The 17,267-nt window shown below is 53.7% G+C and carries 11 protein-coding genes; 7 read left to right on the top strand and 4 right to left on the bottom strand.

Annotated elements, in window-relative coordinates:
• The first annotated feature begins 8 nt into the window (after positions 1-8).
• The 5 genes from FXO11_RS08595 to FXO11_RS08575 all read left to right on the top strand — a co-directional run bounded on the left by FXO11_RS08595 (position 9) and on the right by FXO11_RS08575 (position 8,559).
• Positions 9-824 (top strand): lysophospholipid acyltransferase family protein, encoded by an 816-nt coding sequence (locus FXO11_RS08595; RefSeq protein ID WP_148862596.1) that lies wholly within the window; start codon positions 9-11, stop codon positions 822-824.
• Positions 824-1,771, top strand: coding sequence for an SDR family oxidoreductase (locus tag FXO11_RS08590; protein ID WP_148862595.1), 948 nt, complete (start codon positions 824-826; stop codon positions 1,769-1,771). Before FXO11_RS08595 ends, FXO11_RS08590 begins: the two co-directional genes overlap by 1 nt.
• A 206-nt stretch (positions 1,772-1,977) precedes the next feature.
• Positions 1,978-4,092, top strand: coding sequence for an XrtA/PEP-CTERM system histidine kinase PrsK (gene prsK / locus FXO11_RS08585; RefSeq protein WP_148862594.1), 2,115 nt, complete (start codon positions 1,978-1,980; stop codon positions 4,090-4,092).
• 404 nt (positions 4,093-4,496) lie between these two features.
• A complete protein-coding gene (gene prsR / locus FXO11_RS08580) occupies positions 4,497-5,822 on the top strand; it encodes a PEP-CTERM-box response regulator transcription factor (protein WP_264766220.1) in 1,326 nt (441 codons plus the stop codon).
• A gap of 49 nt (positions 5,823-5,871) precedes the next feature.
• Entirely contained in the window at positions 5,872-8,559 is a 2,688-nt protein-coding gene (locus FXO11_RS08575; RefSeq protein ID WP_148862592.1) for a tetratricopeptide repeat protein, read from the top strand.
• Positions 8,560-8,785: 226 nt separating this feature from the next.
• Here FXO11_RS08575 and FXO11_RS08570 read toward each other — a convergent pair whose 3' ends face one another.
• A complete protein-coding gene (locus FXO11_RS08570; protein ID WP_148862591.1) occupies positions 8,786-9,607 on the bottom strand; it encodes a hypothetical protein in 822 nt (273 codons plus the stop codon).
• A gap of 342 nt (positions 9,608-9,949) precedes the next feature.
• Between FXO11_RS08570 and FXO11_RS08565 the strand changes: the two genes are divergently transcribed.
• Together FXO11_RS08565 and FXO11_RS08560 are read left to right on the top strand one after the other, a co-directional pair.
• Positions 9,950-10,843 (top strand): ParB N-terminal domain-containing protein, encoded by an 894-nt coding sequence (locus FXO11_RS08565; protein WP_148862590.1) that lies wholly within the window; start codon positions 9,950-9,952, stop codon positions 10,841-10,843.
• Positions 10,844-11,333: 490 nt separating this feature from the next.
• Positions 11,334-13,295 carry a PA14 domain-containing protein gene (locus FXO11_RS08560; RefSeq protein WP_148862589.1) on the top strand — a complete coding sequence of 654 codons (1,962 nt, stop codon included), beginning with the start codon at positions 11,334-11,336 and terminating at the stop codon, positions 13,293-13,295.
• A 27-nt stretch (positions 13,296-13,322) separates the two neighbouring features.
• Here the strand turns inward: FXO11_RS08560 and xrt are convergent, their stop codons facing one another.
• The 3 genes from xrt to FXO11_RS08545 all read right to left on the bottom strand — a co-directional run bounded on the left by xrt (position 13,323) and on the right by FXO11_RS08545 (position 17,243).
• A complete protein-coding gene (gene xrt / locus FXO11_RS08555) occupies positions 13,323-14,867 on the bottom strand; it encodes an exosortase (protein WP_168203144.1) in 1,545 nt (514 codons plus the stop codon).
• Between the two features lie 44 nt (positions 14,868-14,911).
• Complete coding sequence (locus tag FXO11_RS08550) at positions 14,912-15,994, bottom strand: DegT/DnrJ/EryC1/StrS family aminotransferase (RefSeq protein ID WP_168203143.1); 1,083 nt, start codon at positions 15,992-15,994, stop codon at positions 14,912-14,914.
• A 121-nt stretch (positions 15,995-16,115) separates the two neighbouring features.
• Complete coding sequence (locus tag FXO11_RS08545) at positions 16,116-17,243, bottom strand: glycosyltransferase family 2 protein (RefSeq protein ID WP_148862586.1); 1,128 nt, start codon at positions 17,241-17,243, stop codon at positions 16,116-16,118.
• Between the last annotated feature and the right edge of the window lie 24 nt (positions 17,244-17,267).

The following is a 17,267-nucleotide window of genomic DNA, read 5'->3' as shown; positions in this document are numbered from 1 at the left end:
AGCAGCACATGACCTTACGATCGTATCTCAAGGACAAACTGGTCCCCCAGGCCCAGCAGGATCAGGTTAACCGCATAAGAAAGTCGATCGGTTCGCTCGGTTACGATCCCTGGGGCTACAACGCCGATTCAATCAAGATCGGCTTTTCCGCCGCCCGCTATATTTATCAAAAATATTTTCGGGTCGAGGCCGATGGTGTCGAGAAGGTTCCCGCGGAAGGCCCGGTACTGCTGGTCGCTAATCATAGCGGCCAATTGCCGTTGGATGGATTGTTAATAGGCTTCGCGCTCGCTTCACGAGAGGACAAGCCGCGTATGCCCAGGGCCATGATCGAGCGCTTCTTCCCGACAGTGCCTTACGTGGGCAATATCCTGAACCAGGTCGGAGCCGTGCTGGGAGATCCAGTCAATTGCGCCAAGATGCTGGCTAACGACGAAGCCGTCATTGTTTTTCCGGAAGGCATTCGAGGTTCCGGAAAACTCTATCGCGACCGCTACCAGCTCAAACGTTTCGGCAACGGTTTCATGCATTTGGCCATGGAACACGGCGCCACCATCGTACCGGTGGGCGTCGTCGGCTGCGAAGAAACCATTCCGGCCATCGCGAACATCCGCCCGCTCGCCCAGGCGCTCGGCTTGCCCTACGTGCCCGTTGCCCTTCCCTTCGTACTCCCGGCAAAAGTGCACCTGAAATTCGGAGACCCCATGATCTTCGATAATGCGAATATTCCCGAAGATAAAGTGACCCTGCGTGTCGATCTTGTGAAAGCGGAAATCAGCAAGCTGATCGACCAGGGACTCAGCGAAAGGAAGCGGTTGTTCTAATGGCTAACGAGCGTAAACCCCACATCCTTATTACAGGTGCAGCGGGGGCCCTGGCCCAGCAAGTGATCAACCGATTGCGCAACGACTATTTTCTGGTCGCCGCCGATTTCCGCGAGCAAGTCTATCTGGGCGACGACATTCCCAGTTACTGCATCGACTTCAACAAGCGCGTCTTCGAGGATCTTTTTCGTCGTTATGACTTTGATGGCGTCATTCACCTGGGCCGGATCATGTCCAGCCAGGAAAACCGAATGCGCCGCTATAACGCCAATGTGCTCGGCACTCAGAAGATGCTGGACCTGAGCCACAAATACGGTATTAAGCGCGTTGTGATCCTCTCGACCTACCATGTCTACGGCGCTAATGCTTATAACCCGGCACTCATCGATGAGGAAGCACCGTTAAAGGGTGCGGGCCTGAGCATGGACCTGATCGATTCGGTAGAGCTGGAGAACCTGGCCAACATCTACCTCTGGCGCTATCCCGATCTGAATATTACCTTGCTGCGCCCCTGTAATATCGTCGGTCCGGGCGTACGCAACTCCATCAGCACCCTACTTGCCAGCCGCCGGGCACCGGTGTTGGCCGGGTTCTCGCCCATCATGCAGTTTATCCATATCGACGATATGGCAGACGCCATCGTTCTGGCCTACAAGAAAAACCAGCGCGGCGTCTTCAATGTCGCCCCTGAAGACTGGGTCGCCTACCAGCATGCTTTGCTGCTTTGTGGCTGTTCGCGGATTCCCATTCCGTCGATTCCCCCGATGCTGCCGCGGGCCATCGCCCGGTTACTCAACCTGAAAAGCTTCCCGCCGTACCTGATGCACTTTTTCAAGTACCCTGTCGTCATCGACGGGCGCGCCTTTCAGGACACCTTCGAGTTCAAGCCGAAACGTCCGCTTAAAGAAGTTTTTCGCTACTACCGCGAAAACAAACAGCCGGTCTAGAGCGCTTGCTCTCTATGTCCCCATTAAAAGCACCCGCGACCAAGTGGCTGCAACACTGAAGATTATGGCGGTGGCCTCCGACCCAGCAAACCCTCTATACTGATGCCGGATTGGGCGCCCCACATGTTGTAGGGGGTTGTAATAACTCAAGGCTGAATTTCGTTAGCCGAACCCTCTGAGCGCCCGACTCACAGGACACCTAATCCATGGTCATAGATTTCAGTCTGATCAGCCATTCCGCCGCGGCGCTGGCCTTTTCAGCGCTGGCTATTCTGGTCAGTTCAAAGTATTTGCGGCGCAATACCGATCGTGCGCTATTGATGGCAGCGACCGTGTCTGCGGTATGGGCCTGCTCTCTCGTAGCCCAATTGATTTGGAACCAGCCTCCTTTTTTCATTCGCTATCTGCTGGAACTCATCCGCGATGCCGCGTGGGTTGCGGTTCTTTTTGCCCTGATCCGGGATAGCAGTCGCGCCGGCGCCCTGGCAACCCGCCTCAGACGGGTTCTGGGATCGGCCATCGGCCTACTGATTATCGTGCTCTTACTGAGCGCCACTCTGGAATACGCTCAGGGCTGGAGCATCCTCGACGGTAAGACCAAGATCATCGGCCAGATTGCCGTATCGCTACTGGGTATCTGTCTTATCGAGCAGATCTGGCGCAACTCGATTTCCTTCGGTCGATCAAGCATGAAATATTTGTGCATCGGGATCGGCGGTATTTTCGCATACGATTTTTTCATGTATGCCGACGCCCTGCTGTTTGGCCAGATTTCGGACTCCTTCTGGTCCGCCCGGGGCGCCGCCAACGCCTTCTTCGCGCCATTGTTTGCCGTGAACGTCATCAACACCCGCAAACAGCCAGTGGATTTCCAGCTCTCGCGCAACGCGGTCTTCCATGTGGGCGCCCTGATCTTTGCCGGCGGCTATCTCATTTTCGTCGCGCTGGGCGGCTACTATGTGCGGGCGTTGGGTGGCGCTTGGGGTGAAGCGCTGCAAGTGCTGTTCCTGACCGCCTTTCTCGCGCTTTTCGCTGCACTACTCAGTTCCAGACGCTTTCGTGCAAGACTGATGATCTTCATCAGTCAAAACTTTTTCGACTACAAATACGACTATCGGGAAGAGTGGCTGAAGATGACGCAAATCTTCGCCAACCTGTCCGAAGACCCACCTCTGCCAGAGCGTGTGGTCCGTGTCATGGCCGACCTTGTTGAGAGCAACGCCGGCGCGCTCTGGGTCAAAGACGAGGACAATAACTACATCCTGCAAACGGCGGTCAATCTGCCACCGCCGAAGTACACGATGATCGATGGTTCGGCGGATATGGTCAGCTTCTTCGGCAAGCGGGAATGGATTATCGACCTGAACGAGTACCACCAGGATCCGGTGCGCTACGAGTTGCTGGAAATCCCGGACCCAATCCTGAAATTCTCCGACGGCTGGCTGATCATTCCGCTCTACCTCGGCAAAGATCTTTACGGTATCTGCCTGATCGGCTCTCCCTATGCCAAGGTGGAACTGAACTGGGAAAATTTCGACCTGATTCGAGTGGTGGCGCGCCAGACCTGTAACGTTTTGGCCCAGGCCGACGCCCAGAACCGGCTCTCCCGCGCCATGCAGTTTGAAGCGGTATCCAAGGCGTCGGCCTTTCTGGTACACGACCTCAAAACAATGATTGCCCAGCTCTCGCTGCTGGTTAGGAACGCCGAACGCCACCGCAACAATCCCGACTTCATCGACGACATGATACGCACCACAGACCACGCCGTGACCAAGCTCACGAACCTGGTGGATCACATTCGCAGACCAGCCACCGAAGAGCTGCCCGTGCAGGCCATCGAGCTGGAAGCCATGATTGGCGAGCTGGTGGATCACCATACACGCAGCCAGCCCAATCCGATCTACAAAGGCCTGGGTGAGTCGCTCTGGGTCAAAGGCGATCCCGAACAACTGCGCAGTGTATTGGGCCACTTAATCCAAAATGCCCAGGATGCCACTCCCCCCAGCGGCGAAGTCACATTGACGCTCAAGAAAAGCCCGGATCATGTGGTGCTCTTCATTCAGGATACGGGTTCGGGCATGACCGAAGAATTCATTAAAATGAAGCTCTTCAAGCCGTTCGAAAGCACAAAGGGTCTCGCCGGGATGGGGATTGGCGCGTACCAGGCGCGTGAATACGTGCGTCAACTTGGTGGCAATATCGACGTCACCAGCGAACCGGGGCTCGGCTCCTGCTTCTCGGTGCGGCTCCCGCTTGGCCGCACACAGCAGCGCCATGACAGCCGTCAGGAACCGCCGGAGAAACTCGCGGAAAGCGGCTGAACGAAAATAAAAACTATAGGTGAAGCTATAGGTATATAGATAGGCGAAAGATAGGTACACAAAAGAAAGATAGGTACGCAAAGGATAGATACGCGAAAGAAAGAAACATCGTTTGGACATTGAAAAATGAATGTCAAATTTACGACATTTTCACATTCAATGACGCCCCATCCTTTGCAAAGTGCCGAATAAGGGGCAGAATCTGTGGTAATGTTTTTCGCAACGAGCTGGACCAATGTTGCTGCACCTCAAGGCGCTGCATTTCCGGTCGTTACGAGTGCGCCTGTCAGTGAACGCGATGTTTGCCACTGTGCACTTGATGTCTCTAATTAAGAAAAGGATTTAGCGCTGCTGTGGATAAGCGTCTATTAATCGTCGAGGATGATCCCGGCCTCCAGAGCCAGATGCGCTGGTGCTTCAGTGACGCCGTTGAAGTGGTCGTCGCCAGCGATCGCGAGAACGCGCTCACCTCTCTTCGCCGCTTCGAACCTCAGGTTGTCACGCTCGATCTAGGCTTGCCGCCCGACCCCGGCGGTGCCACCGAAGGCTTTGCCCTGCTAGAGGATATCGTTCGCCTCTCTCCCAGCACGAAAGTCGTCGTCGTCACCGGTCGCGAAGACCGTGAGAACGCCGTCAAGGCTATCGGCATGGGCGCCAGCGACTTCTACCAGAAGCCTCTGGATGCCGACATTCTAACCTTCGTGGTTAACCGGGCGTTCCGACTCGCAGAACTTGAGCGGGATAATCGCGAGCTGTCTCAAAGCCGTAACGGAACATCGATAAAAGGTATCGTGGCCGCGAGCCCACAAATGCTCTCGCTGTGTCGTATGGTCGAGAAAGTCGCGCCTGCCGACGTCACGACCTTGGTCCTCGGCGAAACCGGGACCGGCAAAGAGCTTTTGGCCCGCGCCATTCACGACCTAAGTCAACGGGCTGACCAAACGTTTGCCGCAATCAACTGTGCAGCCATCCCGGAAAATCTGTTGGAAAGCGAACTCTTCGGCTATGAGAAAGGCGCCTTTACCGGTGCTACCCAGAGCAAGAAGGGCAAGATTGAAATGGCTAACGGCGGCACCTTGTTCCTGGACGAAATCGGCGACATGCCGATGGCGCTGCAAGCCAAACTACTGCGTTTTCTACAGGAACGAGTGGTCGATCGCATCGGAAGCGTCAACCCCGTACACGTCGACGTGCGCGTCGTCTGCGCGACCCACCGTAACGTAGAAGAGCTGATAACCAGCGGTGAATTCCGTGAAGATCTCTACTACCGGATCAGCGAAATTACGCTGGACGTGCCAGCGGTGCGCGAGCGCGATGGCGATGCCATGGTTATCGCCCAATCCCTGCTCAAATCGCTGAGTAAGCAACTCGACCGTCCGCAGTTATCGTTTTCGGAAGACGCGGCCCAGGCCATTCAAAGCTATAGCTGGCCAGGCAACGTGCGAGAAATGATCAATAAGATCAAGCGCGCCACAATCATGGCGGAAGGCAAGCGAGTGACCGCGGAGGATCTACAGCTACGTAGCGACCAAGCCGTACTCGATGGCAACGTCCTGAACTTGCGACAGGTGCGCGAGGATGCAGAGCGGACGGCGATCAATCATGCTCTGCAGACCAGCAACTACAACATGGCGCAGGCCGCCCGGCTACTCGGGATTACCCGGCCCACGCTCTACAACCTGACGGATAAATACAAGATAGAAACATCCCCCGTCGTCTCTGACGCCTGAGACAAGAGAAGGATAAGTAGGACCGGGAATTACCAAGGATTATTATTCCATGATGCTCAATAAGTTGTTTCGCATTGCTCTGCTTTCCGCAGCAATGGGTTTGACCCTCACAGGTTGCGGTGAAAGTGAACAGGAAATGAGTCAGCAGGAGGTTCAGTACCTCAGCCATATCGACCAGGCCCGCTTCTTCCAGCGTCAGGGCGAGCTCAAAGCCAGCACGCTGGAAGCCCGCAGCGCCATCGATCTTAATCCATCCAAGGCAGATCCCTACTTCATTATCGTCGATAATCTGGTCACCGCTGGAGACGCCGTCAATGCGGCCAGACAGGTTCAGGAAATCGACAGCCGTCTCGAGGACGAGGAAACGCCGGATAGCGTCGAAAACCGCGTTCAACTGGTTCTGGCCCGCACACACTTGATGCGCAACCAAACCGGTGAGGCGCTGGCAACCCTCGACAACCTGCAGTCGCCGGACCGTAGCCAGCAACTCAAAGCCTCCGTCATGCGCGGCGATATCCATTTGGCGGCGCGTCAGCTTGAGCAGGCCAAAACCGCCTATAACGAGGCCATTGAGCTGGATTCGAATTCTGTGATGGCCCTTATTGGTCTATCGCGTATTGCTTACGCCAACGAGAACCTCGAGGAAGCCCAGTCCCTGATTGCCAAAGCGGAAGGCGTCGACAAGACCGACCCCGAACTCTGGCTCTGGAAAGCGCAGCTGGCCCAGCTTGAGCAACAATGGGACCAAGCCGAAGAAGCCTATACCCGGGCACTGGAGGATATCGGTCGGTACGACATCATGACCTACCGTAAGTACACCACCATTTCCTCCCTAATCAAGGTGCTGCGTGAGCAGAACAAGGAGGCGGAAGCCTTCGTATACGAGGAAATCCTCGCCAAATCCGCGCCCGGCACGATCAAGAGCAACTTCGCATCAGCCCAGGAGGCTTATCAGAAAGGCGATTTGCAGGAGGCCGCGCGCTATCTTACCGAAGTCCTCAAGCAGGCACCGAACCACGTGCAAAGCTCCGCCATGCTGGGCATGATTCGCTTCCAGCAAGGACGCGTGGAAGAAGCTGAAAAGCTTCTGCAGCCGGTTGCTAACGTTGAAGATTCAACGTCCGCCAGCAAGCTACTTGCCGCGACTCAGCTGCGGCTTCAGCGCCCCGAAGAGGCCCGCGAGCTCCTTGAGAATCTGGACGACAGCCAATCGGACCCAGGTGTCTTAGCCTTGATCGGCATCGCTACGCTGGCCACAGGCGATGTCGAGGCCGGCAAGGAATATATCGAAAAGTCACTTGAACTGAATCCGGACAACAGCCCCCTGCGCCTGCGATACGCCAATTACCTGATTCAGACCGGTAATACCGATACGGCCATTGATCAGGCCAGTACCGTCATGGACAAGGAGCCCGCGAACGAATCCGCACGGATGGTGATGATTAGCGCTCATATGAAGGCAGGCAACCAGGACGCAGCCCTGGAATCTGCGAGCGCCTGGGTCAAAGAGCACCCTGAGAGTATTGCCGCTCTGATTACCCACGGCGATCTTTCCATTGCCACTGGAGAGTCCGAACAGGGCCGCAAATACTACCAGCAGGCGCTGGAACTCTCCGATTCGGACCCGCGTGCGAACTTTGCCCTGGGCATGCAGGCTATGCGTCAGGACAATGCAGACGAAGCGCGTAAGCAATTCAGGGCAGCCGTCACCAAAGCGCCGGATAATAGACGGGCATTGCAGGGTCTGGCCCGAGTTTCCAGTGAGGACGAGTTAACGTCGTTCCTGGAGGACTTGCGCAAACAAAACCCGGACGCGGTTGGACCGCGCTTGGTCTTACTGGACCTTGCCCTGCAGAATGGCGACTCGACCAAGGCTGACAATCTGGTCGCCGGCCTGCTTGAACCTGTCAGTGAAAATGAGCTCTCCCCCAATACTCAGGTTGTTGCCGGCATTTATAGCAGCACGGCCAGAAGCGTAGCCCGTCAAGACAAGCCCGAAGAGGCTCTAGACATCATGCAGCGGGCGCAGGTTTTGTTCCCCGACAATGAGACTGTCGCCGTACAAACGGCTGAGCTTTACTTCCAGACTCAGCAGGTAGAGCAAGCTCAAAAATTGCTGAAGGATACTCGCCTACAGCATCCTGAATCCCCTCGCCCCTATCTGGTGGAAGCGCAATACGAAACACGCGCCGAACGGTTCGACAAAGCCGCCGAGCTTTACGAACTTGCCCTGAACAAGGAATCCAACCCGGAAATTTACCTGCGCTATGCCGATGCGCTACAGAAGCATGGACAGCAGCAGAGAGCCATCGATGTGCTCAACCAGGCTCTTGAAAATTATCCGGCCAGCGGAGCGATTGCGCTGAATCTGGCAATGGCCTATCAAAAGATCGGCGAGCAAAAACAGGCCGCTGACGCTTACGAGCGGGTTCTGGAGGCATCCCCCGAGAACACCATTGCCCTGAATAACCTTGCCTGGATCTATCACGAAACCGGCGAAACCCGGGCTGAAGAACTGGCTGCGAAAGCCTATGAACTGGATCCTGAGAACCCCGCTATAGCCGATACTTATGGCTGGATCCTGTTTAATAAAGGCAATCATCAAGAAAGCGTACCAGTCCTTGAGAAAGCCTATAATCTATCTCCGGACACGCAGGAGATCGCACGGCACCTGGCAGAAGCCTATAAGGCGACGGGCCAGGAACCTAAGGCCAAGACGATACTTGAGAAAATGTAAGAGGATGCGAACTGGCGCAGGGCATGCCCTGCGCCAAGAAAGCAAGCAAGCAAGTATGCTGCTCGCATTTAGCCGTTATACAGAAGAATCCCGGCATTATCGCCGGGACTTCAAAGTTACCGCCCCTTCAGCCAGACCTTAATCAACACCGGATTAGCTTTAACTGGCTCCAGGGTTAGGTTTCAGAAGGTCGAGTTTGATTTTTGCTCCTGCTGCATTTCTGCCGTCAAAGCACGGAAAACTCCGCGCGGTCACGGCGCGCAAAATATCTCAATCTCAGCAATCTCTTGACATATTTCCGAGGGTTAGCAAAAAACTTGCTTGGAGAGAGCACACTGCTTAAAAGCGAGCCCCTGCCGAAATTACTCTCCGAGTGAGCAACAGTGTACACCGCAGCCAGGTACCCGGCCGGCTTGAGTACTTTACCCTTCGATGCTAGATCAGGAACAAGCTCCCGGTGGTGCCCAAATAGACGCTTTATAATCTCAGGGGCAAGTGTTTCCACCGGCGCCTCAAGCGGCAGCAGATCGGTTCGCACAATGGCATAGGTCCCACACCAATTGTGGAAGTCATCAAGAGCGATACCCCACCTTGCGCCGGCCGGTAAAAGCCACCCTTCATTGACAAGCCAGCCATCGGACTCAGGCTCTCGAGCAGGAAGTTCACCGATGTTCTGGGAGATAAAATCATCGGCATCCACGCTCATTACGAATCGAGAGCCCGCCAAGTGGGCGTGCCTCATGCCCGTGGCAACCTTGAAACCCTTATCCCACCAAACTGCGTTCCGCCTTGCCTCATCTGAGCCTTCGCCCTTAAATACAGATACCTCCGGCGGAGGGAGATCGACACGAACAACCTCGAAGCAACCTGGCAACTCTGGAAGCTGGGCATCGTCGTTAGCGACTAAAACGGCGCCAAGACCGGGGGTCTTATCGCAGGCGGATTGAATTGATCGAACTGTCTCAGCGAGCCTCTCAAGAACTCGCTCCCAGTTTCTTGAAGCCGCCGGCGACCTTAATGGCACCACAAAGGTTAAAACACGCTGCACCTCAAACTCCTTGCCAGGTCAATTTAACGGAAATACTTAAGTAAAAATTCCAAACATCTCTTATTTTAATAAGTTTCCCTTCTGCTCGCACCTCATCGCTGCTAACTCCTGGTTCAATTTTAAAATTCTCTATTACGAAAAATAACACACCACTAAATCTACAAGCATATTCCCAGCCGTAACTCAAGAGATCTAAAATGATCTTTAGCCCGGCATTCGATTATACGCCCAAGAGTTTGCTGAATATTGTAAACAGGTATTAATGACTGCTAATATTACAACTTTATTACACCACCTATCCACTTCTTCTCAGCTACCTGATAAAGGAACAAATCCGGTCTCATGAAGGGCATACCGCTTAGATCGCTATTTAAAAAATCGCTCAAGTCAACATTTTCTATAGTGGGCTTGGAAATTGAAAGCAAAGAAAATAAAAAGGGTGTTCTTCCTCCGGTTTACGAAACACTGGACGAAGCTATTTACGCCAAAAACATCGGACTCTCGGTAGCCTATAATTGCCCACTGGAAAAATGCGTTACCCCGACCGGGTTCTCTTTTTCTGAAGATAGATTCCATCCATTTGTGACAGCCCTAGAAGAAATTAATAACCATCCACAAACACCTTCATACTTAGGCTCGTTTCTAGAACGTTACTACCAGGCCTGGACCCCCGAGAATGGCCGCGGTGTCTATCCTGGGTTTAACCATGCGCCAGATGGACTGAGGGCAGTTTCAGCGATTACCATCCACTCGCCCTGGATGGACGCCACCCCCGAGCATCGACAAATATTGATGGAACGGACCATCGCGTACGAAAATGCCACAGCCAACCATCCAGAGCTGCCCTTCTCAGCAGGCTACGGTCTGCATGGCCCCGTTACGCCCGAAAAAGGCCAACTCGAATTTGAACGGCTTTTGAAAGTAAATCGAGCGATCAAAGAAAAAGGATATGATCGTACCATCAGCAAGGAAGATATCACTGCGATAGCGATTGAGCGAACCGGGGAGTATCGTTTTTGCATCATGCATGGCCAGCACCGAATGGCCGCCCTGGCAGCATTAAAGTACAGACAAGTCCCCGTCAATATTACGAAGTTACTGCATTACAATGAAATAGAACACTGGCCCCAAGTATACCGAGGCGTATGGAGCACCTCTCAGGCCCGAGCCTATATAGATCACCTCTTCGATTTCGAATCGGAAAAATGGGCCAAACAGCAGCGCTTGATAAAGTAATAAATAGCGGCATTAAATTCGAGAAAATGAGTTCTCATGTTAGATTTAGTCGTATTACTATCGTAAAAAAGAAGTATTAATTATTAAGCATTAATCATGAAATATAAATATTTCCTCATGGCCTGCTACGAGACTAGAAAGCTCTAGAAAGCTCTAGAAAGCCAACATATAATCCTCCCACATTTACACACTCCAATACGTATCCTTTTTACATTGAGGCTGTTCTCGGGCTGACCGAGACACCAACCCTTGACGTTAAGGACGGCCCGTAGCTCGCTTTAGTCCGAGTCAAAACGCAATAATAAATTGTCTATTCTTAAAGCATGTAGTTATTTTATGACAAGTTGTTCAGTTAGCTGGCCGATAAATAACTAACAGCTATAACACTAGTTTAAAAATATCGAAACGTTCCAAGCCTCAGTTCGCAACATCCCCGTATCGCTACAATAATAAAGAGGAAGGACCATCTACCAACCGTTAAGGTGACCCTATGTCTATTGGAAGAGCGTTGGGGCTAGGTAGTGCGATCATTCTCATAAATGGTTGTCAAACCTGGGAATACAAGGACATTGGTACACTTCCCCCGACCGCCGCACTGCCAGAACGTAGCGAGCCCGGCAAAGTGCAAGTACGCTACTTCAATAACGTAAACGGTAACAAAGTAAGCAGCCTTACTACTCTTGAGAGCTACCCTGACGATCCCGATGAGGTGGTAGAAATCACCTCTCTTCAAGTCATCGAGAATCGTGGGGAAAACTACGGCGCACTTATTCGCGGCTACATTATTCCCCCGTCAAGCGGCGAATACCAATTCTTCGTCAGCGGTGACGACGAAACCCAGTTGTTCGTCAGTAACTCGCCATCCCCAGACGGCGCGGAGATGATCGCGTCGGTCACCGGCTGGACTAACCGTGAGGATTACAGCAAGTACAGCTCCCAGTCTTCTCCGATCCAAACCCTGGAGGCCGGACAACGCTACTACTTCGAGATCCGGTTTAAGGAAAGCGTCGGCGGCGATCATTTCAGTGTCGCTTGGCAAGGTCCAGGCATTGCCCGTCAAGTCATCACCAGTGACTACATTGCAACCTGGGCTCAACCAAGACTATCGGAAGACATGAACACCCAAGAGGCGTACTCCCTCGGCTACCGTGTTGGCTACGTAGATGGGGACCAGGGGCTCCCTTTAGACCCTTCATTCCCTCCGCGGGACGAGGATGGAGATGGGCTCTACGACAACTGGGAAGTCGTATACGGGCTTAATCCCGACGACCCCAGCGATGCATTGTCAGACTATGATGGGGATTTGCTTCCCGCAGCGGATGAATTCCTGGTTGGAACGTCTCCCATCCAAGCGGACACCGACAACGATGGCATACCCGATGGGTATGAATACGCTTATGGCCTGGATCCGAGAGATCCTAACGACGCTTCGCTGGATATGGATGGCGACGGGTATACAAACCTTGAGGAATACAGGGCGGATACCGATGTCGACGACGCGGACGATGTTCCTGCGGAGACCGCGGAACCGGCCGCCGTGAACGGTTTGGTCGGCCAGTACTACACCGGGCGCAATTTTAATCAGTTCGTGACTGCACGACACGATGGCACAGTCAATTTCCACTGGTCCGGAGATACGACCCCCGCCCCGGGGGTGCCAGCAGATAACTTCAGCGTCCGCTGGAGTGGCCAGTTTACGGCACCTCATAGCAGCGGCTCGGAGCAATATCAGTTCACGGCACGTACGGACGATGGCGTACGCCTGTACGTCGATGGACAATTAGTGGTCAATGATTGGCGTGATCATGGCGCCATGACCTTTAGCCATACATCAACCCTGGCGGCGGGCCAAACGGTTCCTGTCGTAATGGAATACTACGAGCGAGGGGGTGGCGCGACCGCAGAACTCACCGTCACCCATCTAAACAGCGGTCAAACGCTTCCGGCAACGGCCGTCTTCGAGTCCCCGGACCCCTACTCCAGCGGCTTCCAGGACACCGACAACGACGGCATCCCCGATACGTGGGAATTGCGTTTCGGGCTGAACCCGTTGTCGAGCGATGCGAGCAGCATCCTCAACAGTAGCGGTGTCACCAGCCTTGAAGCCTATCAAAGCGGACTCAATCCTTGGTCCCTGGATTTGGCTGCTGGGTCAGCGCCTGACTCTCCCGAAAAGGAGATAGATATATCAGGCGATGCCAGACTCAGTTGGAGTGCACCGCTCACACGTCAAGATGGCAGCTCACTCTCCCTGAGCGAGATTGATCATTACGAGATCGACTACGGACTGGTACCTGAAGAACTGAATCTATCCGTGACGGTCCCCGGGGACGCCACGTCTCATTCCTTCGACAATTTAAGCACAGGTACCTGGTATTTTACGATTCAGGTCGTAGACACTCAGGGGCTAACAAGCCCGCCGTCGGACACCGTTTCAAAGACAGTTGAGTAACGGCGTTCGACATTGATTAAGCGAACCCTATCTATAGAGGCTGTCGAGATAGGGTTCGACCTCCCCGCTAATCGAACCGGCCAGAGACGATAGAGCCTGCTTTGGATCACAGGATTGGCAAACAATGCCCAACACCAAAAGTGAGGCATCGGACCTTGCATTGAAAATCCCGGGTAACTGAGCGAGTTTTGCTTGCAGTTCGGTGCTCTTCCATTGGCCTTCGACATAGTAGCCGTAGGCAATATGGATACGTTGTTCCGACTGGCGATAACGTAGAGAAAGCCCGCCCATCTCCACACCGTTTCCAGCATCTACCTTGAACGTACTTTCAGGCATCAGTTTCTCGTTGGAGAAGAGACGGTTGTAGTACTGCACAACCTCGCGTCCCGGCCGTTGAAAATCATAAGAGTAGAGCCCAACGAAGAGCTGCTTGCGCGCGCCGGCGCTGCTTATGGAGCCGCGTTCAACATAGGTTCGTTCCAGACTTCGATCAGGCCGCTGAACATGAGGTTGCCACCCCGCTAACTGCTTCTGAAAAACCGGTAGCCAATGAGCTTCGTCGACTGCAGTAAATTCTTGGTAAGCGGCCGCAGATTGAGCCGGCGACTGGAACTGCGCCATGCTGTACCAGGTAAAGCCGCCAATGAGGAGCATGGGCACGATCGTCGATAAAACACCGAACAGCGGGCGGCCCTGTACTTGACTGGGACGTTGCGTATCGCCTACTCCACCTTGGGGCGCCCCAGCTTCCTTTTTCTCCAGATAGCGAGCAAACAGAAACACGGGAATAAGCGTTGCTGCGAAGACCCACCAACCAAACATGTCATGGTCTTCCACCAAGGACGACGTCATATTCGTCTCGTAGCCTTGGTGGAGGATGACGAATACACGAATCCAGTTTGCTGCCAGAGCCAAAGCCACACCTGCAGCAATTAACAGGAAGCGAGATTTCCAAGCGTTTAAATTCAGCTCGCCGTACAGGACGCATAAGGTCAATCCGACCAATAAATAGCGTAGCCCGGAGCATCCGTTTGCAATCTCAAACGCCCCAACACCGGGAAAATAAACAAAAACCCCCTCGACAATAAATTCAATATTCAACGGCGACAACATCAGCTCATTTACGTTGACCGTTACGACCTGCAGGGGCCACTCGAGGTACTCCCAGAACGGAAGTGCAAAGACCAAGAGCCCGACGGGAACGATAAACGGTATTATCTGGCGCCACCCCCACATGAGAGCCAGGCCCCCAAGCAACACGGGAACAAAGGCCAGTTGCTGGAACGTCTCGATCCTAAGAATGCTGCCAGACAAATGTAATAACAGGGCAGCGATGAAAGGCAGCAACCAGACCCAGTAGAAACCGACTTTGGGATGGAGGCGCCACCAGGTTTTGACGGATAAAACAGCACTTATGGCTAAAAGAAGAAAACCATGGGAAAAGGTTTCGTCCCACTTGACCCAGCGGGCGGCAAGACCTTCGAGGGTTGACCAACTGAATAGAAGAAAGGCGACGATGAAGATGACAGGATAAACCGCGTCGACATTTCGCTTGCCCTGCTTTACTGCCATGTCCAACAACTCCGCCATCGTAGATTTATTTAGGGAACCTCTGATTAAGAGGTTCTAGAAGTCAACTGCTCCAAGACGTCAGCCATACGGTCGATATCCGCTGATGTGACATCCTCGTGGAGAGGTAGTGTAATCAGGCGCCTCGAAAAGTCACTGGCGCAGGGAAAATCTTGTACTGAGCTGCTTAAAACACGCTCTAATCCGGAAATGGCCGGCAAAGGACGCCCGTAAAACGTATTGGCGCCGATTCCAGCCGCGTTTAATTCGGAGACCGCCTGGTCCCGAAGTTCAACGGAAGGTGCTAATAAAGGAAACCGAAGAAGCCGCGGCAAAACTTTATTGGTCGGGCCGGCACCCTCTGAATTCAGTGCTAGTGGTCGAGGACCTGACCAACCACGAGTTTCCAGTGTGGTTAGCGCCTTTGACAGATAGTCTTCGAGGTATTGGCGTTGCCGATGATAGCGGATGCCCGCCTCAAGCATTTGAGTTGGTAGGTTTACCCGGCAAATGGTTCCCAAGGGGGCGTATTCTGTTTTACCAAGTCCGAGAAACGGAAACCGGAGGAGCAGACCATAGAATGGCCTCGACAAGAGTGTATTGAATAAAAAACGGCGTAATCGCCATTTTGAATCCAATGACACCGACTCCTGTGGGAGCCGGTTTAAAATTGGAGCCGCGTCATCACGATGGTCATGACGTATCAGCAGCGCACCCCCACCCATGAGATTGATGGGCTTGCCCCTACCGAAGCTGAGAACAACGTAATCCGCTATGCCGGAGCCCGACGATGCCGGCGGGAATCCCTGCGCGGAGTCCTCGATAATCCGTATATCCGTTTCCGCAATCAGTGTTTTGATGCCAGCTAGATTTTCGGCAAGCCCGAGAAAATCGACAGCCACTATCGCAACCGTCTTTGACGACATAGCCCTTACTATCGCGGAGAGGGACAGGTTCGGTTGCTCCCCGTCCAGGTCCACCAAAACGGGGGTTGCGCCCTGAAATACCACAGCCGCGACCAGGTCAGGACAGCCATAAGCGGGCAAGATAACCTCGGGGGTATCCGCTGCCTCCCTGGCAGCGATTGAAAGCTCAATCGCCAAAGACAGTGCGGCGGTCCCGCTGTTCAATATTTCCGTGTGGTAATGGCTACTCCAGGGGAAACCGTCTACTGACGTCTCCGTGGTCTCTGGGCTCGGAACACGGCTACCCACGGGCCTTAACATCTGTATTCCCACGGTTAAACGGTTCCTAACGTTGAGACGGCGACCAGACCGTCATTCGCCGGCCTGAGAGAAATTGCAGGGTCGCATGGGCGATCGCGTAGTTAACCTGCACGAAAAAATAAGGAATCTTGGCGAAACTTTTTGCCCTCACCGCGGGGGAAAGATGCGCCGCGATAACCACGCCATAGAAAACGAGCTGTGCTAACAAAGCCAGGCCGTAGATACCGCCTCGCGGCACCAATATCCAGCTGCTAACAAACAAAACAATCAAAAACCAAGGCACCAACCACCGCATCACCTTATGACTGAAAACCTGAAAAGCGAACAGCCCATGGCTAAACGGATTCAAGGCTTGCGGATGGCGCGCCAGCGCTGTCAAACCACGGATAACCGTTCTTAACTTACGCTGATACTCTTTGGAGGGGTCGGCAACGTCATGGTAGTGCCCCTGCACGTCCGGCGCAGTGACCGCAACATAGCCTTCAGCAGCACAATTTAGTGCCGTGTTGAAGTCGCTTGGCGAGTGAATATCCCACTTCTGGCACAATGTTCGACGCGCTGCGAAAAACGAGCCGCTTAACCCCACCAGCCCCGCACGGAGAGACTCGAGTTTACGTAGCCACATTTCGTATTTGACGTAGGCACCCTCCCCGACCACACCGCCATCGCGGCTGATAAAGACGTCTTCACTGGAAAGTGCGCCAACCTTCGGGTTGTCGAAGTAGCCGACCAACGTGCCGATAGCATCAGGCGGAATACGCGTCGCGACATCGGAAAACACGATAATTTCACCGCTGGCCTTAGCAATCGCATGCTTTTGGGCATTTTCCTTCCCTAGCCTCTCCTCCGTTCGGGAAAGCAGAATGCCTTTGTCGGCGAATTCTCTAACAATGTCATCGGTCGCATCGCTGGAGCAGTCGGAAGCAACGATAAGCTCGATGTCGGCATAATCGATCGCCAGCGTATTCTCGATTTTCTCCCGAATACGGTGGGCCTCATTGTGCGCGGTTACAATAAGCGAAACCGAAGGATGCTTCGGGGGGCTATCGGTTTTGAGCGTGCGCCTGGCAGGCACACACATCAACACCAGGGGGTATAGGAAATAACTGTAAAGAGCACCGAAAGCCGAAATCCAGAATATCGTCTGCAGCATGTTAACGTCTTACCTTCCGCGAGT

Origin of the sequence: Marinobacter fonticola (genome assembly GCF_008122265.1) — a bacterium.
GTDB lineage: Bacteria > Pseudomonadota > Gammaproteobacteria > Pseudomonadales > Oleiphilaceae > Marinobacter_A > Marinobacter_A fonticola.
The sequence above is the reverse complement of the archived record's forward strand: the minus strand, read 5'-3'. Positions and strand labels throughout refer to the sequence as shown.

Coding starts and splice junctions, on each gene's coding strand:
- FXO11_RS08595 (WP_148862596.1), top strand. CDS start 9: ATGACCTTACGATCGTATCTCAAGGACAAACTGGTCCCCCAGGCCCAG.
- FXO11_RS08590 (WP_148862595.1), top strand. CDS start 824: ATGGCTAACGAGCGTAAACCCCACATCCTTATTACAGGTGCAGCGGGG.
- prsK (WP_148862594.1), top strand. CDS start 1,978: ATGGTCATAGATTTCAGTCTGATCAGCCATTCCGCCGCGGCGCTGGCC.
- prsR (WP_264766220.1), top strand. CDS start 4,497: ATGCGCTGGTGCTTCAGTGACGCCGTTGAAGTGGTCGTCGCCAGCGAT.
- FXO11_RS08575 (WP_148862592.1), top strand. CDS start 5,872: ATGATGCTCAATAAGTTGTTTCGCATTGCTCTGCTTTCCGCAGCAATG.
- FXO11_RS08565 (WP_148862590.1), top strand. CDS start 9,950: ATGAAGGGCATACCGCTTAGATCGCTATTTAAAAAATCGCTCAAGTCA.
- FXO11_RS08560 (WP_148862589.1), top strand. CDS start 11,334: ATGTCTATTGGAAGAGCGTTGGGGCTAGGTAGTGCGATCATTCTCATA.
- xrt (WP_168203144.1), bottom strand. CDS start 14,867: ATGGCAGTAAAGCAGGGCAAGCGAAATGTCGACGCGGTTTATCCTGTC.
- FXO11_RS08545 (WP_148862586.1), bottom strand. CDS start 17,243: ATGCTGCAGACGATATTCTGGATTTCGGCTTTCGGTGCTCTTTACAGT.